We start from the raw sequence: 14,670 nt of genomic DNA on the forward strand, positions 1-14,670 counted from the left end.
GCAAGGACCACTCCCACGCCACCCGCATCCTCGCCAGAGCATGGCTCATGGTCATTTGGCGATGCTGGCAAAACCACGAGGCCTACGACCCTGCACGCCACCGCGCCTACCAAGCCCTCCAGAAGGCCGCCGCTTGACACAGGGCTTCTTCTGCCGCAGGCAGGATGGTCGCCTGGCGGCGGAGAGACGCACCCGCGGCCGCTACCGGGTCGCGCAGGCGGGTCGAGGCTAGGGGCGGGAACGGCGGCTCTCGACCATCACCAGAGCGACCATGCCTGCACCACAGACGATCGCGATCCATCCCTGCGGTCTGCCGCCGATGATGGTGATCAGGCCTCCGATCACGCCGAGGATGCCCGCGGCCAGTGCGACCCGAGTGGCCGTCGTCTTCGTCATGCCGGGAGCGTAGCCAGCGGGCTCCCTCAAGGGTGCCGATCGGCACTTGGACAACACGACTGACTCCGATAGTCGGCGGTATGCAGCAGGTTCGGCTTCCGGCCCTGAACTGCCTTGACGTGCAGACGTTGCTGGTCCAAGGCGCTCCGCCGGGACTCGGAGCCCGGATGCCGGCGGTGGTGAGCTGGCACGGGCGTACCGTCGTGGTCGTGACGGAGCAGCAGCCCTACGAGGTGCTCGAACAGCACGACGGTTTCGAAGTGCGTCGCTACCCAGCCCACCTCCTGGCCCAGGTCGAGATAGGCGGCTCCTTCGACGACGCTGGCAACCGCGCCTTTCGCGCCCTGTTCCGCTACATCACTGGGAACAACCGGTCTCAACGCGTAGTGAACATGACCGCACCGGTGGTGCAGCAGCAGGCCCGCAGCGAGGAGATCGCCATGACGGCCCCTGTCGTCCAGACCGAGATGACGCAGGGACGCTACGTCGTCGCGTTCGTGATGCCCGCATCGATGACATTGGTGACCGCGCCGCTCCCTGTCGATCCGGACATTCAGGTGCGCACCGTACCCGAGCGGATTGCTGCTGCCCGGCGCTACTCCGGTCGGTGGACCGAGTCCTCATACCAGCGAAACCTCGACATCTTGGTTGCCGCTGTTGTGGCGGACGGATACGTACCTGTGGGGGTGCCACGGTTCGCCCGCTACGACCCTCCGTTCAAGCCGTGGCCACTGCGTCGCAACGAGGTCATCCAGGACGTCACCCGCTGACCGCAGCCCACGGACGCTGACGCACAGTTACCGCTGGGGACGGCGCAGCGGTTTCGAGCCCGGCCCGGTGGGCACCGGTCCGCGACGCGCGACGGCCGCCATGAATCAGCCTGAATTGGCGTTCGTGCGTCCGTGCCCCGCAGCGTCTGGGTGTGCTGCAAATGCGACGGGGGGACACTGCCGCTTCGCGGGGGAATGCTCCACAAGACGGTTCGGGCGAAGCGCGCCCGGACGTCAGTAGTAAGGGGACACTCTGGTGCTATGCGGCAGGCGTTCGCCCACGAGGCGGTCCTTTCCATGGACCCAGACGCAGACGACGGGGCACCCGGCGCTGCCATCACCGTGGCGTTGTGCGGACATTGGGAGCACGAGCCGCCCTGCCCTCTTTCGCCGCACCACGTGCACAGCGAACGAGTTCACGACTCCCTGCACGTCCGGGTTCTGTTCGCAACTGAACCCGAGAACGAAGGTGAGGTCCGGGAACGAGTCCAGCGCGCGCTCTTGGGTCAGTGGCAGTTTCCCGACGGCTTCACGACCCCATGGCAGCTGCGGCAAAGACACCGGAGCCACGTCTTCCCGGACGAAGTGGATCTCGCCGAGCGCTTACTACGCGGTTGACCGCCCAACGGCACGGCGCTGCCCTGGGCCATGGGACGAGCTTGCGTGAGCCGGCCACACGACTGGAGAGCAGCGCCCTCCACGCGGCGGTAAGGGCGCGATCATCCAGGCCAGCTCGCGGCCCAGGAAGCGGGCGGAAGCCGGAGGAGCGACCCGGAAATCAACCGGCTGTGTGAGGTGTTGTTGCTCTTGCCCTCCACTCCGATGTGCCTACGCCGTGAGACGCACATGGGCGCCAAGACGATGCTCGGGGACCGTAGTCTTGTGGACGTGCGCACGCGACGGCCCCGCGGGTTCCCCCGGCAGAACAAGCCGGCGTGCGCGTTTTGGTCAATCCCTGAAACAATCGAGCTAGGGTTCCACAACAGCCGCCTAAGCGCGTGGCAGCGGGGACGGTGTGCCATATGCGGTGAGCGCGATCGGCTCGTCAAGGACCATGATCACGACACAGCAAAAGTCCGGGGGCTTCTGTGCAGCGGGTGCAATACCTTCGAGCCATTCAGCAGCCACCCTGCTATTGAGGCGTACAGGCAGGGATGCAATCCGGCTGCCTTGATAGGACACGATGAGGTGTACTACTCGTCGGTCACGGGGTGGGCCAAACCTCGGGACATCGAAGCCGAACTCAGTAACGCGCACGTGGAGCTGCAACGAGTGGAGCAGGCCCGAGTCAATCGCTTGGCCGACGGTACAGCAACAGAGCTCGACCTAGCTCTCAACAAGTTGATGAGGTCGCTCGACGCCGGGACCGACCAGAAGTAACGTGTGGGGCCACGGCAGAGAAGCACAGGGCATGATCAACGCTCGCGCTCCTTGAGCGGCCATCTGCATCAGCTGCATACAGGGCGTCCCGCCGCGCGGCGATGTGACGCAGCGCCGCTCGCAACTAGCGGCCTTCGTTGCAGGAAGCCAGCGCTGGCGATAACGGCCTTCAGCGCACCGGTCGATTCGCGCTCTCCTATTAGGAGTTCTCGACCAGCGCACGTAGAAGATCGCTCATCAGTCGCGTTCGCGCGGGCTCCGGGCGATTGCGTAGACGGGCAGTGATAAGAGCAATGAAGTGGTGAACATCATCCATCGCCTCTGGCTGACTCGGCAGGTCGAGTCGTGCAGGGTCGGCAGAGGCAGGGGGCTCGGCCGACCCGGACGGCCGCGCGTGGCCCTCGTGGAGTTCTTCCTCAACGCGCTGACAGAATGCGAGGAGGCCGATGTCGAGCGCTTCACAAAGAGCGCCCAACTGTGAGATGTCCATGACCCGGGCGCGATTCTCAATACGGAGGATGGTCTGTCGGCCAACTCCCGAGCGCTGGGCCAGTTCGCCCTGGGATATCTTCTTCTGCTCGCGCGCAGCGCGAAGTTGCGCAGCAAAGGCGTCCGTTACCCGGGTCCGTGGCGCTGCCTTTCGCCCCGTTCGCGCTTCTTGATCACTCACGGAGCACCGTATATCGCCGAGGTCAGGGTCGAGCGGCGGAAGGCACGATGTACGCGTGACGGGGCACATGCCCGGTAGCCATCCGAGCATCCCGCGGATGGCATCAGCTCGTCTGGCGGCAGTGTGACTCACGTCAGCCGCCACGCCAGTCGGCCTGCGTAGCCCGGCTCCCGGTCGGGGCCCAGTGATGGATGGCCATGTCGGCCCCCGCGGTCCTGCACGGAGGTGCCTGCGGGGGCTGCCAGCCAAGGGCTCTGAGATTCGTGCTTACAGACCAGGGTCCTTGCGGATGGTTGCCATCGGCGTGGACTGAGTTCACGCCGCACTCCATCTCGCCCATCATTCAACGGGCCGCGCCTCCAGATGGCCTTCTCCGGAGACCACTGTTTGGGTCCAACGGAAGATCGACAACGCCGAATCAAGCCACTCGGGTTGTCAGCTTGCGCAGACGGCAAAGACCTGGGGAAAGTAACCCGAGGTCGAGAAACGCCAGCCGCTGTACGTGGAGTACGAACCGTTCGTCTGCTTCGCGGTGGCCTTCCAGCCGTTGCCGTATGGCATCGAACCCGTCAGGGTGTACTCGCGGCTGCTGTAGCTCCCGAAGTAGTCGCTCGGGAGGCTTGCGACGCCGCCGCCGGTCACGCGCCAGCCATACGGGCAGGACACCGCCCCGCTGCCGCTAACCGTTCTGGTGGTGTCGAAGTAGTTGACCGCGGCCTGCACCGCTGGCGGCGATACTAAAATCCCGACGGCAATCCCAAGGCCAGTGAAGCTGGCGTACTTAGCGCGCTGACGCATGTGGTCCTTCCCTCAGCGGGACCTTCCCGCCAACCGATCGAACGATAAGCGGCCGTCCGGCGCTTCGTGACGGTTTCCGACAGTTCCGACGAAAGCCGCATGAAGTGCAGTGTCTGGGAGGCCGGCAAGGGAGGGTGGGAGCGGGCGGCTCTCGGGAGGGCTTGCCACGGAACTGACGCGGCGTAAAGACGCGGGGCAATTTCAGATGATCTTAGGATCGCTGTCGAGTCGGGCGGGATGTGCGAGCACAGCGCTCAGACGGTCGTGCACGCCGAGCTTCGCGTAAATGTGCTGCAGATGCTTTCGCGTCGTTGTTTCGGTGATGCCAAGTTCGCGCGAAATCTGCCGGGCTGATGCGCCACTGGCGAGTGCCTCGAACACGACTCGTTCCCGTGCGGTGAGCAACTCCAGCGAGGTGGGCTTCGCGGCCCGTGCGAGCGACTTGTCCAGCCACGGCGGCCACGGAGCCTGGGTCGGCGGGTGACGAGCAGTGTCGCCCTGGTGTGGTGCGTTTGGGCTGCCGTGGTTCTTGAATTCGAGTTGCTGAGATTGGCCCACGCGGGGCTGGCGTGGAATCAATTGTGACTTTAGTTTTGCCATCTCGGCGAGGCAGACCACCTGGGGCAAGACAAGGTTGGCGGTCTGTAGATCGGCCAGAGAGAAGTCCCTTTTATCACGAAGTAGCACCCAGCCTTTGCCGACACCGTGGTCGAGTGACGTGACGAGGCTGAGTTGGTATCGCCCTCCACGGTCTCGGAAGACATCTGCGAATACGGCGCTGTTACACCACGTCCGCTGGTCAATGACGTCCGTGACACGTCGCGGCTTCCCGTCATCGCCGGCGTGAAGGTAGCTCGTCACGGCGGGATGCTCCGCAACATGCGACGCGAGTGCATCTTCCCAAGGCCGATCCTGAGACAGATCGGGACCGATTCGCAGGCGCGCGCTGCCTCCCAGACGAATCTCGGTGTGAATGACGCGGTCACAGGGGATGACCTCCTCGAGGAGCCGAGCGGTCTCGGCCTCTACGGCCGTCCCAGTGAGCAGGGCGGGCGCGGACAACGCGGTGGTGAGGGCGCGACGAGCTATCGCGCCGATGACCCATCCTGACTCAGTCACAAGAACCTCCGTCGCTCAATGCAACGGGCAATGCGGACATATGTACTCCGAAAAGAGTATGGCCCTACTGTGCGCGTAGCGCGATTCTCAGAGATGCCGAGCACCCTCGGTGGCGCGACAGAAACTCCGATGCTGTGGCAGGACACGTACACGACCGGGACCTCAACTGGCGGACGCGAGGTCGTTTTCTGGGGCGACGGTGGACAGGGCGCCGGACCGGGTTTGGATGGCGATCCAGGTGGTTTGGCTGGTGCGATGAGGTGAGGCCGGGTGCGAGTAGCGGGCGCGAAGTCAACTGGCGTCACGAGTAGTGGAGGTGGCCGAGACCGGGGCTCGCCTCCTCCGGATCAAGGGCCTCCGAGGTCGATCAGCAATCTCTCTTGAAGCGCTCGGAAGGAACAGCGATGTCAGAACGCAGTACCAGAGTTGGACCGTTGGGAGAACTCATCACCTTCGACGCGGAGGCGTGAGATGCCGATCGCTCATCTCAGATGGAACGGCATCGGTGGTTATGACCTGGCTGACCCTAGGGACCAGGTGTTCGCGTTCGACTAYGACGGCAGCGGCAAGCTGGACCACCTGGTGTTGTACCGGCCGGGGGCGGGGACGATCTGGATCTTGAAGAACAGCCAGGGACAGTTCTCGGCCGTGATGGCTGAGGGTGCGCCGGGGCACGGCATCGGTGGTTATGACCTGGCTGACCCTAGGGACCAGGTGTTCGCGTTCGACTAYGACGGCAGCGGCAAGCTGGACCACCTGGTGTTGTACCGGCCGGGCACCGGGATTGTTTGGGCTCTGAGGAATGCAGCCCAACATTGGGGGCCGGTATACGAAACATGGACTCTCCCCATCGAGCCCACGCTGGATTCCGCAGAGGCCGGCTTGGACTTCGTGAACCTGCACTGGACCGTCCACAACCCGGATGCCAGTCACGTGCAGCTTGATTGGAATCCAGCAGACACTCGCGGGCGGCATTCAGTCACTGGGGATGGAGGCTTCACGGGTGCGGGGGTTGCGTATCTAAAGCCGGGTACCAGCTACGTGTTCAGCATCACCGTTCAGACCCCCACGGGCCTTACCGCGTCCACTACCTTCGAGGTGACGACTCTCTCGCCGCCAGTACGCACCCATGTGCCGACGCTCACGGGGCTCCACCCTTCCGAAGTGGTATCCGCCATCCATGCGGCGGTTCTCGACTTCGGAAACGTGACGAGTGACGCGCCATGGGGAGCCACCGATGACCGAATCGTCTGCATCGGCCAAAGCCCTGCGCCGGCTACAGAGGTCAACCAGCACACGGCCGTGGACATCACCTATCACTACATCCCGCCAGGGCCTGTGGGCTTCTCGTCCTTCGCTCTGCACAACGGAACGTCGGGCTTGGCCGTGACAGTCTTCCGAAACGTGAACCACGGAGGATGGGAAGATGTGGGCGCGCTCCCTGAAGGCAAGACCTACTCCCAGGCCCTTGAAGACGGAAAGTTCTACTGGTTCGTCGCTCTTGATGGGACGCTTCCAGGCTGTGACGGAGATCCGTCCAACGTGGGCTGCCAGCGCTGGACGACCAATGCCTGGATCCCGGGGCTGGGAACTGGGGGGCCATACATCGCTTCCGTCTGAATGGCGGCGAGACGAGTTCCTCACGCCTCGGGTGAGTCCCTTGCGGCGAAAGGGGTTGCAGCAGGCAATTCATGCGCGCGTTCTGCCGCCAGGGCCGCATAAGGTTCACCGTCAAGAACTGTCGCCATGGACGATCGGGCCGCTTCTTCGATCAGTTGAGGAGATGCAGGACCGTCGTCACGGTGTCGGCCGGGTTCGGCGTCGGATCTCCGTAGATCTCCCATGAATGCCCGGCAGAGCCCCTGGCCTGCGCAGTCATCCAGGCGTCGATCGCGTCGTAGGCCTCGTGCAGGCGGTCGTAAGGTCCTCGGTAGACGGCGACCACAGCTTCTCCCGTGGGCGTTTCGGTCGCGAACACCTCGCCGGCGGCGTCGAAGGTGCCGGTGACCTCGACCCCGAAGTCGCACAGCAACGGCGCGCCCGCTTCTTTCGCCACGTGGTAGACGAAGATGTTGTGGCCACCAGTCCAGAGCTCTGGCCGGCCGCGCAGAAAGTCCCAGACCTTGCCTATCGCCGGACCCCACGCAGAGCCAACCTCGCCGGGCTGGACCGTGCACCGCACCGCGGCCAGCGTTCGGCCGCTCACGGCCTGTATCTCGACCGAGATCACCACATCTGGATCGTAGATTGCGGCCATTCATACAGGGCGACTGGCGGCGGAATGACTCAGCTCTCGCGACCATCGCTCGAACGAGCGGATCGCAGCACGAGGGAACGTCCTCATGCATGCCGCTGTGGTGGACATCCGTGGGCCGAGGGACGCGGATTCGAAGTTGTGATGGCATCGGAAGTGAGCCGTACGACCAACGGGGACGAGGGAGGCCTAACGGCGACGCGGTGCTTGACCCGGTGAGGGCGCTTTCAGCGCCTTTGCAACGTCTGTTCTTACCATGGCGCGGTGAACGTGTTGCCTCACCTACCCCTTTGGGCGGATCTACTGCTCTTCGTGGCAAGCGCTGCGGTCATCTGGGTCGCCGGCATTCCGCTGTCCAACTACACCGACATCCTGGCCGACCGGCTGCACCTCGGCCAAGCGCTCGGCGGACTCATCCTGCTGGCCGTGGCCACCAACCTGCCCGAGATCGCGATCACCTACAGCGCAGCAGCCAGCGGCAAGCTCGACGTGGCCGTGAGCAACATCCTGGGCGGCATCGCCATCCAGACGGTGGTCTTGGTCGCACTGGACGCGTTCGGGGTGCGAGAACGGCGGCCGCTGACCTACCAGGCCGCGAGCCTGATTCTCGTCATCGAGGGCGCGGTCGTCCTCGCAGTGCTCGTCGTCGTGGTGATGGGCACCCAGTTGCCCAAGCACCTTGTCGTCGCCCGGCTCACGCCCGACGTCGTTCTCATCGCGCTGGTCTGGGTGGTAGGGCTTATGCTGACCCAGCGAGCCGGTGGGAACCTGCCCTGGTCCAACAGCGGTGAAGCCCCCGACAGCCAGCCGAAGCCCCGTGGTCACTCGCAGAAGACCCGTTCAGCCGAAGCGACCCGCAAGGGCGTCAGCACCACCCGCGTTGTCCTGATCTTCGGCGCCGCAGCGGTGGCGACTCTGGTTGCAGGTGCCCTCGCTGAGGAGAGCGGCACCGCGGCCGCCGACCAGGTGGGCCTGTCAGGGGTGCTGCTCGGGGCGACCGTCCTGGCAGCAGCGACGTCCCTGCCCGAGCTCAGCACCGGACTGAACGCGACGAGGCAGGGCGACTACAAGCTCGCCTTCGGCGACATCTTCGGCGGCAACGCGTTCCTGCCGGTCTTGTTCCTGCTGGCGGTCCTGGTCTCGGGCAAGGCCGTCCTACCCAACGCCCACGCCGCCGACATCTACCTGACGGGCCTCGCCGCGCTCCTGACAATCGTGTACATGGCCGGGCTCATCTTCCGTCCGGCCAGGCAACACGCCCGCCTCGGCATCGACAGCATCGCTGTTCTCGTCCTCTACATCCTCGGTGTCATCGGGCTCATCGTCCTGCCGCAGTAGCCGCCCCACGGGGCGGGGGCCAGTTCTTCGGTGGGCACCATCCATCGTGACGACACCTGTGTCCTTGAGATCCCGCTTGTGGGTACTTCGGGCTGGTCGAGCGACCACGGCCGCACCTCGCGCAGCGTCACACTCGACTTTGAACGGAGTTGCTAGTCGCCCGACAGGCGGCGAAAAGGGCTCCGTCGCCTGTGGCGCTCCGGGCTAGGTTGCCAGCTTTGAAAATCGGCGTGGAGGGGAGTGCCTTCGGTGCCGGGCGGCAACCGTTGCGTTGTGTGCGCAGTGGATAGCTCGAGTCGAGACTCGAGGTGGACGCGGGATCCACCGTCTCGCCGTGACCGACGACGCGGACCTGAGCTGGGGGGTCCAGCTCGGTGTGTCTACGGACCGCAGGGCGTCGCCTGCGGCGTCCGTCGTGGTCGAGTGCTCACCGGGGGGCAGCGCCCGGCTGACGGACAGGCACGGACCGCCGGGCGATCCTCGAGCCGCCACCCGGGCCTCGGAGACCACCATCGATAAGGCTGTTCGCCCGGACGAATTGCATTCTCGATGAATGGGACTGGGGTGTGGACGGTTTGGATTCGAGCGGATTCGAGCGGGCTAAGGGGTCTGCTGGTCAGGGGTCGCGGACGCCAGAGCCTTCTCGCGGCGAGAGATGACCAGCACCGCGGCAGGGACAACGAGGCTCGCGGCGAGGACCCGCATCCACGCCTTGTCGACGACGTGCCGCGTGGAATGGTCGAGAGACAGACGGCCCGACCCCGTCAGGGCCAGCGCGCCGCCGACGAGAGCCAGGACCAGCTGGTACTCGTTGCCGCCCTCCTGGGCGAAGAAGCCGTGCTCCCTGCTGATCGACCCGGCGACGAGCATGGTCCCCGCTGCGGCCGCCCCGGCAGCAGGCGTGGCCAAGCCGACGGCCAGCAGGGCGCCGCCTCCGAGCTCCGACGCTGCGGCGATCCGGGCGTTCAGCACACCAGGCCTGAAGCCGACCGCGTCGAAGAAGGCTCCCGTTCCCTCGATGCCGTGGCCACCGAAGGCGCCGAACTGCTTCTGCGCGCCGTGCGCGATCATGACCGCGCCGAAACCCACCCGCAGGGCCAGCAGGCCGACGTCACGCAGCCCGACCGTATTGCTGTTGCTCACGACAACTCCGTCCTGCGAAGGCCAGAACCGGCCCGGATGCGGACCATGACCGCACTCCAGCCTAGGGCCACACCAGCCGCGGACGTCATTGCTCCCGCCTCGAGTTATGCCCTTGTCGGTGAGCTGGACGCTACGGATAGATCGTGGCGACGTCCTGACCAGCTGTCTGCGGTTCGATGGCCTGCCGGTCACCCAGACTTCACCCAGTGGTCCGAACTGCCTCCCACGTCGTTCACGCAATCCGAAGGTCGCTCCCAGACAAGGCGGAAAGTCTTGTGCAGTCAGCGAACTCGATCGCCTGACGCTCACGCCCGCAGCGCACGAGAGGCTCCTTCGTGAACACTTCCATCCTGACCAAGGCGGGTCTGGCCGGCACCCTCGCCGCGGCCGCCGCCTTCGCCCTCGGCGGCACGGCCGCCGAGGCCCACGGTGGCCTGCCCGTCATCAACGTCCCGCACGCCAACCCGCGGTTCGGCATCCAGAACAACGTCCTCACGCCCTCCGCCACCCAGACGTCCGTCGCGTGGGGCAACCTGCCCCTGACCAACCCCGACTCGCCCAACGGCGTGACCCACTACGGCTACAACACGCTCGACGGCGCGCCCCTGACCCAGACGAAGAACGAGGCGCACAAGACGGAGCCCGACAAGAACGTCTACCTCGTGCTGGCGGGCAAGCACTACCTCTATCAGGGTCACGAGATCGGCCCTCGCGGCTACGTCACCCGGATCAACCTCGACGAGACCGACCCGCTCAAGCGCGTCACACTCATCTCCGACACCGACACCGCCGGCAACGCCTACCCGACCATCGACGGCATCACCTGGGACCCGTTCACCAGGCAGCTGCTGCTCACGGCCGAGTCGAGCTCGCCCAGGGGTGGCGTCTTCGCCGTCGGCCTCGACGCCAACGGCGACCCGGCCGACGGCGGCAAGGCCACCCGCCTCGACGCGCTCGGCTCGGGCGGCTACGAGGGGATCCAGAACGACTCCGACGGCAACGTGTGGATCGTCGAGGACATCGGCGGAGCAGCTGCCAGTGGCGGCAAGGTGCCCAACAGCTTCGTCTACCGCTTCTTACCGACCGACCGGACGGACCTCACGAAGGGCGGCGACCTGCAGGCACTGCAGATCCACCGCGCCGACGGCACTCCCGCCACGACCACTGAGCTGCAGGCCAACCCGTCGGACGCCTTCATCTCCCAGCTGCACACCTACGGCACGTCCTTCGCCACACGCTGGGTCACGATCAACGGTGGCACGACCGGCGCCTTCGACGCCACCACCGCCGCCAAGGCCGCCGACGCCACACCGCTCAAGCGGCCCGAGAACGGCGTCTTCCGGCCGGGCACCAGCTTCAAGGACTTCTACTTCACCGAGACCGGCGACACGACCACCTCCAGCACCCTGCCCGGCGCGTACGGCGGCGTCTTCCGCCTCTCCCAGAAGAGCCCGAGCGCCACCACAGGTCGCATCGCCATCGCCGCGGTTGGCGACAAGGAGCACACCGGCTTCGACAACATCAGCTTCGCGACCAAGGACGACCTGCTCGTCGTCGAGGACGCCGGCGACGGCCTGCACGGGCAGCGCAACGCCCTGGACTCGGGCTACGTCTTCCAGCTCCGCAGCAGCCGCGAGGACGAGCGTGCATCTGGCGAGCGGTCCGCTCGCGCTCCGCAGCCGGTGCGCTTCCTCGCGGAGGGCAGGGACGCGTCGGCGACCTTCGACGCGATGGGTGGCCCGTCGTACAACGACGGCGACAACGAGATCACCGGCATCCACGTCTCCGACGGAGACCCCTCGGTCGGCGGCCTGCTCGGTGCCAAGCTGCCCGAGCCGACGATCTCATCTAGCTGGCGGACCTTCTGGACCCAGCAGCACGGGGACAACACGACGTGGGAGATCAGCTGGAACGGCGACCCGCAAGGCGAGCAGCACTGACGCACACGTGGATTCCGCAACAGGGAGCCCGGTCACGCGGTTGCGTGACCGGGCTCCCTGTTGCAACGGGGGGCGACTTCACTCCGCGCTGTGCGCCTCGTCCGTGCCGGCGGCCGCGTTGCGGAACTCCGTGTAGGTGTAGGGATTGTCGAGCACCTTCGACTCCGGGATGTCGGGGTGCATGCCAGCAGTCCACTCTGCCTCGCCGAGCGTCCGCTGAAGGTGGTCCACTGTCTCCTCGACCGCCTTTCGCGCCTTGGGCAGCGCGTTTCCGGTCAGCCGCCCCTCGTACTTCACGACCTTGCCGTTGACCAGGACGCTGTGCACGTCGCCGCGTTGGGCCTGGAACACCACGTGGCCGTAGGGGTGCAGGATCGGGAGCATGGCGGGGGACTGGTCGTTCTTGATGAGCACGAGGTCGGCTCGTTTTCCCGGCTCGATGCTGCCCACGAGGTGGTCGAGGCCGAGCGCACGAGCGCCGCCTCGCGTGGCGTACTCGACGACGTTCTCGGCCCGCAGGCCGATGTGGGTCACCGTCTCACCGTTGGCATGCGCCACCGCGTGCTCGCGGGTTCGGTCGGTCGACAGCGTGGCGCGCATCGCCGAGAACGGGTCGGCACTCCACCACACGCTCGTGTCGACCGACAACGAGATCGGGATGGCGTGTCGTCGCAGGGCCCAGCTGGAGGGATAGCCCTGGCCACACGACGCCTCGCTCTCCGCAGAGACGGAGGCATGACCACCGGTTGCCGCGATGCGTTGGTAGGAGTCGTCGCTCAACGTCGCGGCATGCACGTAGATCGTCCGAGGCGTCATGAATCCGTGGTCGTGCATCAGCGTGATGCCGTTGTCGTTCGTGGCGCCCCACACCCCGGCGTGGGTGGTCACGGCGACATCCAGCTCGCGGGCGGCCTCGAAGGCAGCGCGCTCCGGGAACGCGGGGTCTCCGGTCACGTCGAAAGCGAGCTGGAAACCGAGCATCTCGCTCCTGGTCATGCGGCGCCCCACGAACTCGCGGAACTCGGGGGAGTTGCTCCATTCCCACGGGGCCGCGTGGATGTTCCCGTATGCGAAGACGAACCGGCCGGGGACCTCCTCGAGCGCGTCGACCGCGGCGTCGGCGTGGTCGATCGTCGCCAACCCGTGGGACCAGTCGACGCTCGTGGTGACTCCGGAGTCGATGGCCTCGACAGCGGAGAGCAGGTTGCCGGCGTAGTAGTCCTCGGGGCGGAACTTCCTGCCGTGCTCGAGGTAGTTCCACACGAAGTACTGGGTCAGGGTCCAGTCGGCGCCGTAGCCCCGCATCGCGGTCTGCCACATGTGCCTGTGGGTGTCGATCATGCCGGGCATCACGATTCCGCCACTGGCATCGATCTCGGCGGTGCCCTCCGGGACGTCGAGGTCGGGCCCGACGGCGGCGACGTCGTTTCCGATGACCAGGACGTCACCGACCTGGTGGACGGTGTGGGCGTCGTCCATGGTGAGAACCAGACCGCGACGGAAGACGATGGCCGGTGCGGCCGTCAGCGTTGCGAGCGGGGGCGCTGGTTGGGCTGACATGTTGACCTCCGATGTGCGTCATCGCGTATGCCGTCCGCTGTGCGGTCAGTCGTCCGTTCTGGCCACTCTGGCGATCGCCGCCGGGCCCTGTCAAGGCATTCACCACCCGAGTTGTGGCGGACGGCTGCGTGCAGGTTGCGGAACGCTCTGGCTGCGCGCCGAGCAGCTGGAGGGTAGGCGGGATGCGTAGGTCGTGGTGGACTTGGCGTCGAGACCAGAGCCCAGACGGCAAGCCTGCACACGGTCCGGATAGGAACACCACATGCGCGCCGCCCAGCTGCACACCTGCGCACAGCCCCCGCACGTCGTCGACATGGATGACCCGACGCCCCGGACCGGGTCGTCGTTGATCGCCGTCTCCGCGGCGCCGGTCACCCCCCTCGACCTGCTGTGCGCCAGTGGTACCTCGTACTTCGGTCGGCCGGCGACGCCGTACGTTCCAGGCGTACAGGGGGTCGGCGTCGTCCTGAGCTCGGCGCTGCACCCTGCCGGCACGCGAGTCTGGTTCCCGACGTCAGCGGGCATGGCGCCCGGTGACGGAGGCATGGCAGAACTCGCCGTGGTCCCGGACGCAGACCTGGTGCCGATCGGGCACCGGGTCGACGACACGCATCTGGCAGCCCTCGGTCTCTCGGCTGTCGCAGCATGGACGTCACTCCTGATCTGGGGTGGGCTCCAACCCGGCGAGCGTGTCCTGGTCCTCGGCTCGAGCGGCATCGTCGGGACCGTGGCGCTACAGGCCGCGCGACTCAACGGTGCGGGTGCGGTCTTCGGCGCTGCGACGTCGTCGTGGGCCGGAGAGGCGGCCCACAACCTGGGCGCGGACGGATTCGTCCAGCTCAGCCGTGGGGACGACTTGGACAGCGCTGCCGCCCGCATCCGTCAGGTGGTCGGCGAGGTCGACCTCGTCATCGACCCGCTGTGCGGCGTGCCGGCCTCGGCGGCGCTGCTCTGTCTGGCACCGCGGGGCCGCCTCGTGAACCTCGGTTCGAGCGCGGGCCCCACCGCGACGTTCTCCTCCGCGCATCTGCGCAGTGGATCGCGAGTGGTCCGCGGCTACACGAACAACGACCTCACGCCTGAACAACGCGCAGACGCGATGAACGCCATCGGTGAGCGCGCCGCCGCAGGCGTGCTGAGCGTCCCCTTCGACGTCTTCCCGCTCGACCAGGCCGCCATCGCGTGGGAGCGCCAACGATCCGGTCAGGTCCACGGCCGTGCCGTGATCGACCTTCGCCAGTCCTAGGGAGCAGGCCCCCCAGGAGACCCACGAGAAGGCGCCGTCCAGCCTCCACACCGGCA

At 66.3% G+C, this 14,670-nt stretch carries 13 protein-coding genes; 6 read left to right on the forward strand and 7 right to left on the reverse strand.

What is annotated here, in order from left to right; all coding sequences use genetic code 11:
* Positions 1-228: 228 nt before the first annotated feature.
* Positions 229-396, reverse strand: a complete 168-nt coding sequence (locus AB4091_RS20450; RefSeq protein ID WP_442294471.1) for a hypothetical protein — start codon at positions 394-396, stop codon at positions 229-231.
* A gap of 209 nt (positions 397-605) precedes the next feature.
* Here AB4091_RS20450 and AB4091_RS20455 point away from each other — a divergent pair, with 209 nt between their 5' ends.
* Together AB4091_RS20455 and AB4091_RS20460 are read left to right on the forward strand one after the other, a co-directional pair.
* Positions 606-1,166: an SOUL family heme-binding protein gene (locus AB4091_RS20455; RefSeq protein ID WP_442294473.1), complete on the forward strand. Its 561-nt coding sequence runs from the start codon at positions 606-608 to the stop codon at positions 1,164-1,166.
* Between the two features lie 861 nt (positions 1,167-2,027).
* On the forward strand, positions 2,028-2,546 hold the full coding sequence (locus AB4091_RS20460; RefSeq protein WP_442294579.1) for an endonuclease domain-containing protein: 519 nt from the start codon (positions 2,028-2,030) through the stop codon (positions 2,544-2,546).
* Between the two features lie 199 nt (positions 2,547-2,745).
* On the opposite strand, the gene AB4091_RS20465 is transcribed toward AB4091_RS20460, so the two are convergent.
* From AB4091_RS20465 to AB4091_RS20475, 3 genes are all read right to left on the reverse strand, one after another.
* Positions 2,746-3,306 (reverse strand): helix-turn-helix domain-containing protein, encoded by a 561-nt coding sequence (locus AB4091_RS20465; protein WP_442294581.1) that lies wholly within the window; start codon positions 3,304-3,306, stop codon positions 2,746-2,748.
* Between the two features lie 345 nt (positions 3,307-3,651).
* A complete protein-coding gene (locus tag AB4091_RS20470; RefSeq protein ID WP_442294475.1) occupies positions 3,652-4,014 on the reverse strand; it encodes a hypothetical protein in 363 nt (120 codons plus the stop codon).
* Positions 4,015-4,215: 201 nt separating this feature from the next.
* Positions 4,216-4,875, reverse strand: a complete 660-nt coding sequence (locus AB4091_RS20475) for a response regulator transcription factor (RefSeq protein ID WP_442294477.1) — start codon at positions 4,873-4,875, stop codon at positions 4,216-4,218.
* A 729-nt stretch (positions 4,876-5,604) separates the two neighbouring features.
* Between AB4091_RS20475 and AB4091_RS20480 the strand changes: the two genes are divergently transcribed.
* Positions 5,605-6,753, forward strand: coding sequence for a PASTA domain-containing protein (locus AB4091_RS20480; protein WP_442294479.1), 1,149 nt, complete (start codon positions 5,605-5,607; stop codon positions 6,751-6,753).
* A 151-nt stretch (positions 6,754-6,904) separates the two neighbouring features.
* On the opposite strand, the gene AB4091_RS20485 is transcribed toward AB4091_RS20480, so the two are convergent.
* Positions 6,905-7,390 carry a GyrI-like domain-containing protein gene (locus tag AB4091_RS20485; RefSeq protein WP_442294481.1) on the reverse strand — a complete coding sequence of 162 codons (486 nt, stop codon included), beginning with the start codon at positions 7,388-7,390 and terminating at the stop codon, positions 6,905-6,907.
* 309 nt (positions 7,391-7,699) lie between these two features.
* Here AB4091_RS20485 and AB4091_RS20490 point away from each other — a divergent pair, with 309 nt between their 5' ends.
* The gene (locus AB4091_RS20490) at positions 7,700-8,725 is read left to right on the forward strand and encodes a sodium:calcium antiporter (RefSeq protein ID WP_442294483.1); all 1,026 of its coding nucleotides are present in this window, start codon (positions 7,700-7,702) and stop codon (positions 8,723-8,725) included.
* A gap of 600 nt (positions 8,726-9,325) precedes the next feature.
* On the opposite strand, the gene AB4091_RS20495 is transcribed toward AB4091_RS20490, so the two are convergent.
* Positions 9,326-9,868 carry a DoxX family protein gene (locus AB4091_RS20495; protein ID WP_442294485.1) on the reverse strand — a complete coding sequence of 181 codons (543 nt, stop codon included), beginning with the start codon at positions 9,866-9,868 and terminating at the stop codon, positions 9,326-9,328.
* A gap of 335 nt (positions 9,869-10,203) precedes the next feature.
* On the opposite strand from AB4091_RS20495, the gene AB4091_RS20500 reads away from it, so the two are divergent.
* Positions 10,204-11,808, forward strand: a complete 1,605-nt coding sequence (locus AB4091_RS20500) for an alkaline phosphatase PhoX (protein WP_442294487.1) — start codon at positions 10,204-10,206, stop codon at positions 11,806-11,808.
* A 78-nt stretch (positions 11,809-11,886) separates the two neighbouring features.
* On the opposite strand, the gene AB4091_RS20505 is transcribed toward AB4091_RS20500, so the two are convergent.
* Positions 11,887-13,368 (reverse strand): amidohydrolase family protein, encoded by a 1,482-nt coding sequence (locus AB4091_RS20505; protein ID WP_442294489.1) that lies wholly within the window; start codon positions 13,366-13,368, stop codon positions 11,887-11,889.
* Between the two features lie 262 nt (positions 13,369-13,630).
* Between AB4091_RS20505 and AB4091_RS20510 the strand changes: the two genes are divergently transcribed.
* Positions 13,631-14,614, forward strand: coding sequence for a quinone oxidoreductase family protein (locus AB4091_RS20510; RefSeq protein WP_442294491.1), 984 nt, complete (start codon positions 13,631-13,633; stop codon positions 14,612-14,614).
* The last annotated feature ends 56 nt before the right edge of the window (positions 14,615-14,670 follow it).

It is taken from the genome of Terrabacter sp. 2RAF25 (assembly GCF_052115265.1).
Classification (GTDB): domain Bacteria; phylum Actinomycetota; class Actinomycetes; order Actinomycetales; family Dermatophilaceae; genus Terrabacter.

Excerpts from the sequence above, each read along its gene's own strand:
- AB4091_RS20450 (WP_442294471.1), bottom strand. The coding sequence starts at position 396 with ATGACGAAGACGACGGCCACTCGGGTCGCACTGGCCGCGGGCATCCTC.
- AB4091_RS20505 (WP_442294489.1), bottom strand. The coding sequence starts at position 13,368 with ATGTCAGCCCAACCAGCGCCCCCGCTCGCAACGCTGACGGCCGCACCG.
- AB4091_RS20465 (WP_442294581.1), bottom strand. The coding sequence starts at position 3,306 with ATGCTCGGATGGCTACCGGGCATGTGCCCCGTCACGCGTACATCGTGC.
- AB4091_RS20460 (WP_442294579.1), top strand. The coding sequence starts at position 2,028 with ATGCTCGGGGACCGTAGTCTTGTGGACGTGCGCACGCGACGGCCCCGC.
- AB4091_RS20470 (WP_442294475.1), bottom strand. The coding sequence starts at position 4,014 with ATGCGTCAGCGCGCTAAGTACGCCAGCTTCACTGGCCTTGGGATTGCC.
- AB4091_RS20485 (WP_442294481.1), bottom strand. The coding sequence starts at position 7,390 with ATGGCCGCAATCTACGATCCAGATGTGGTGATCTCGGTCGAGATACAG.
- AB4091_RS20510 (WP_442294491.1), top strand. The coding sequence starts at position 13,631 with ATGCGCGCCGCCCAGCTGCACACCTGCGCACAGCCCCCGCACGTCGTC.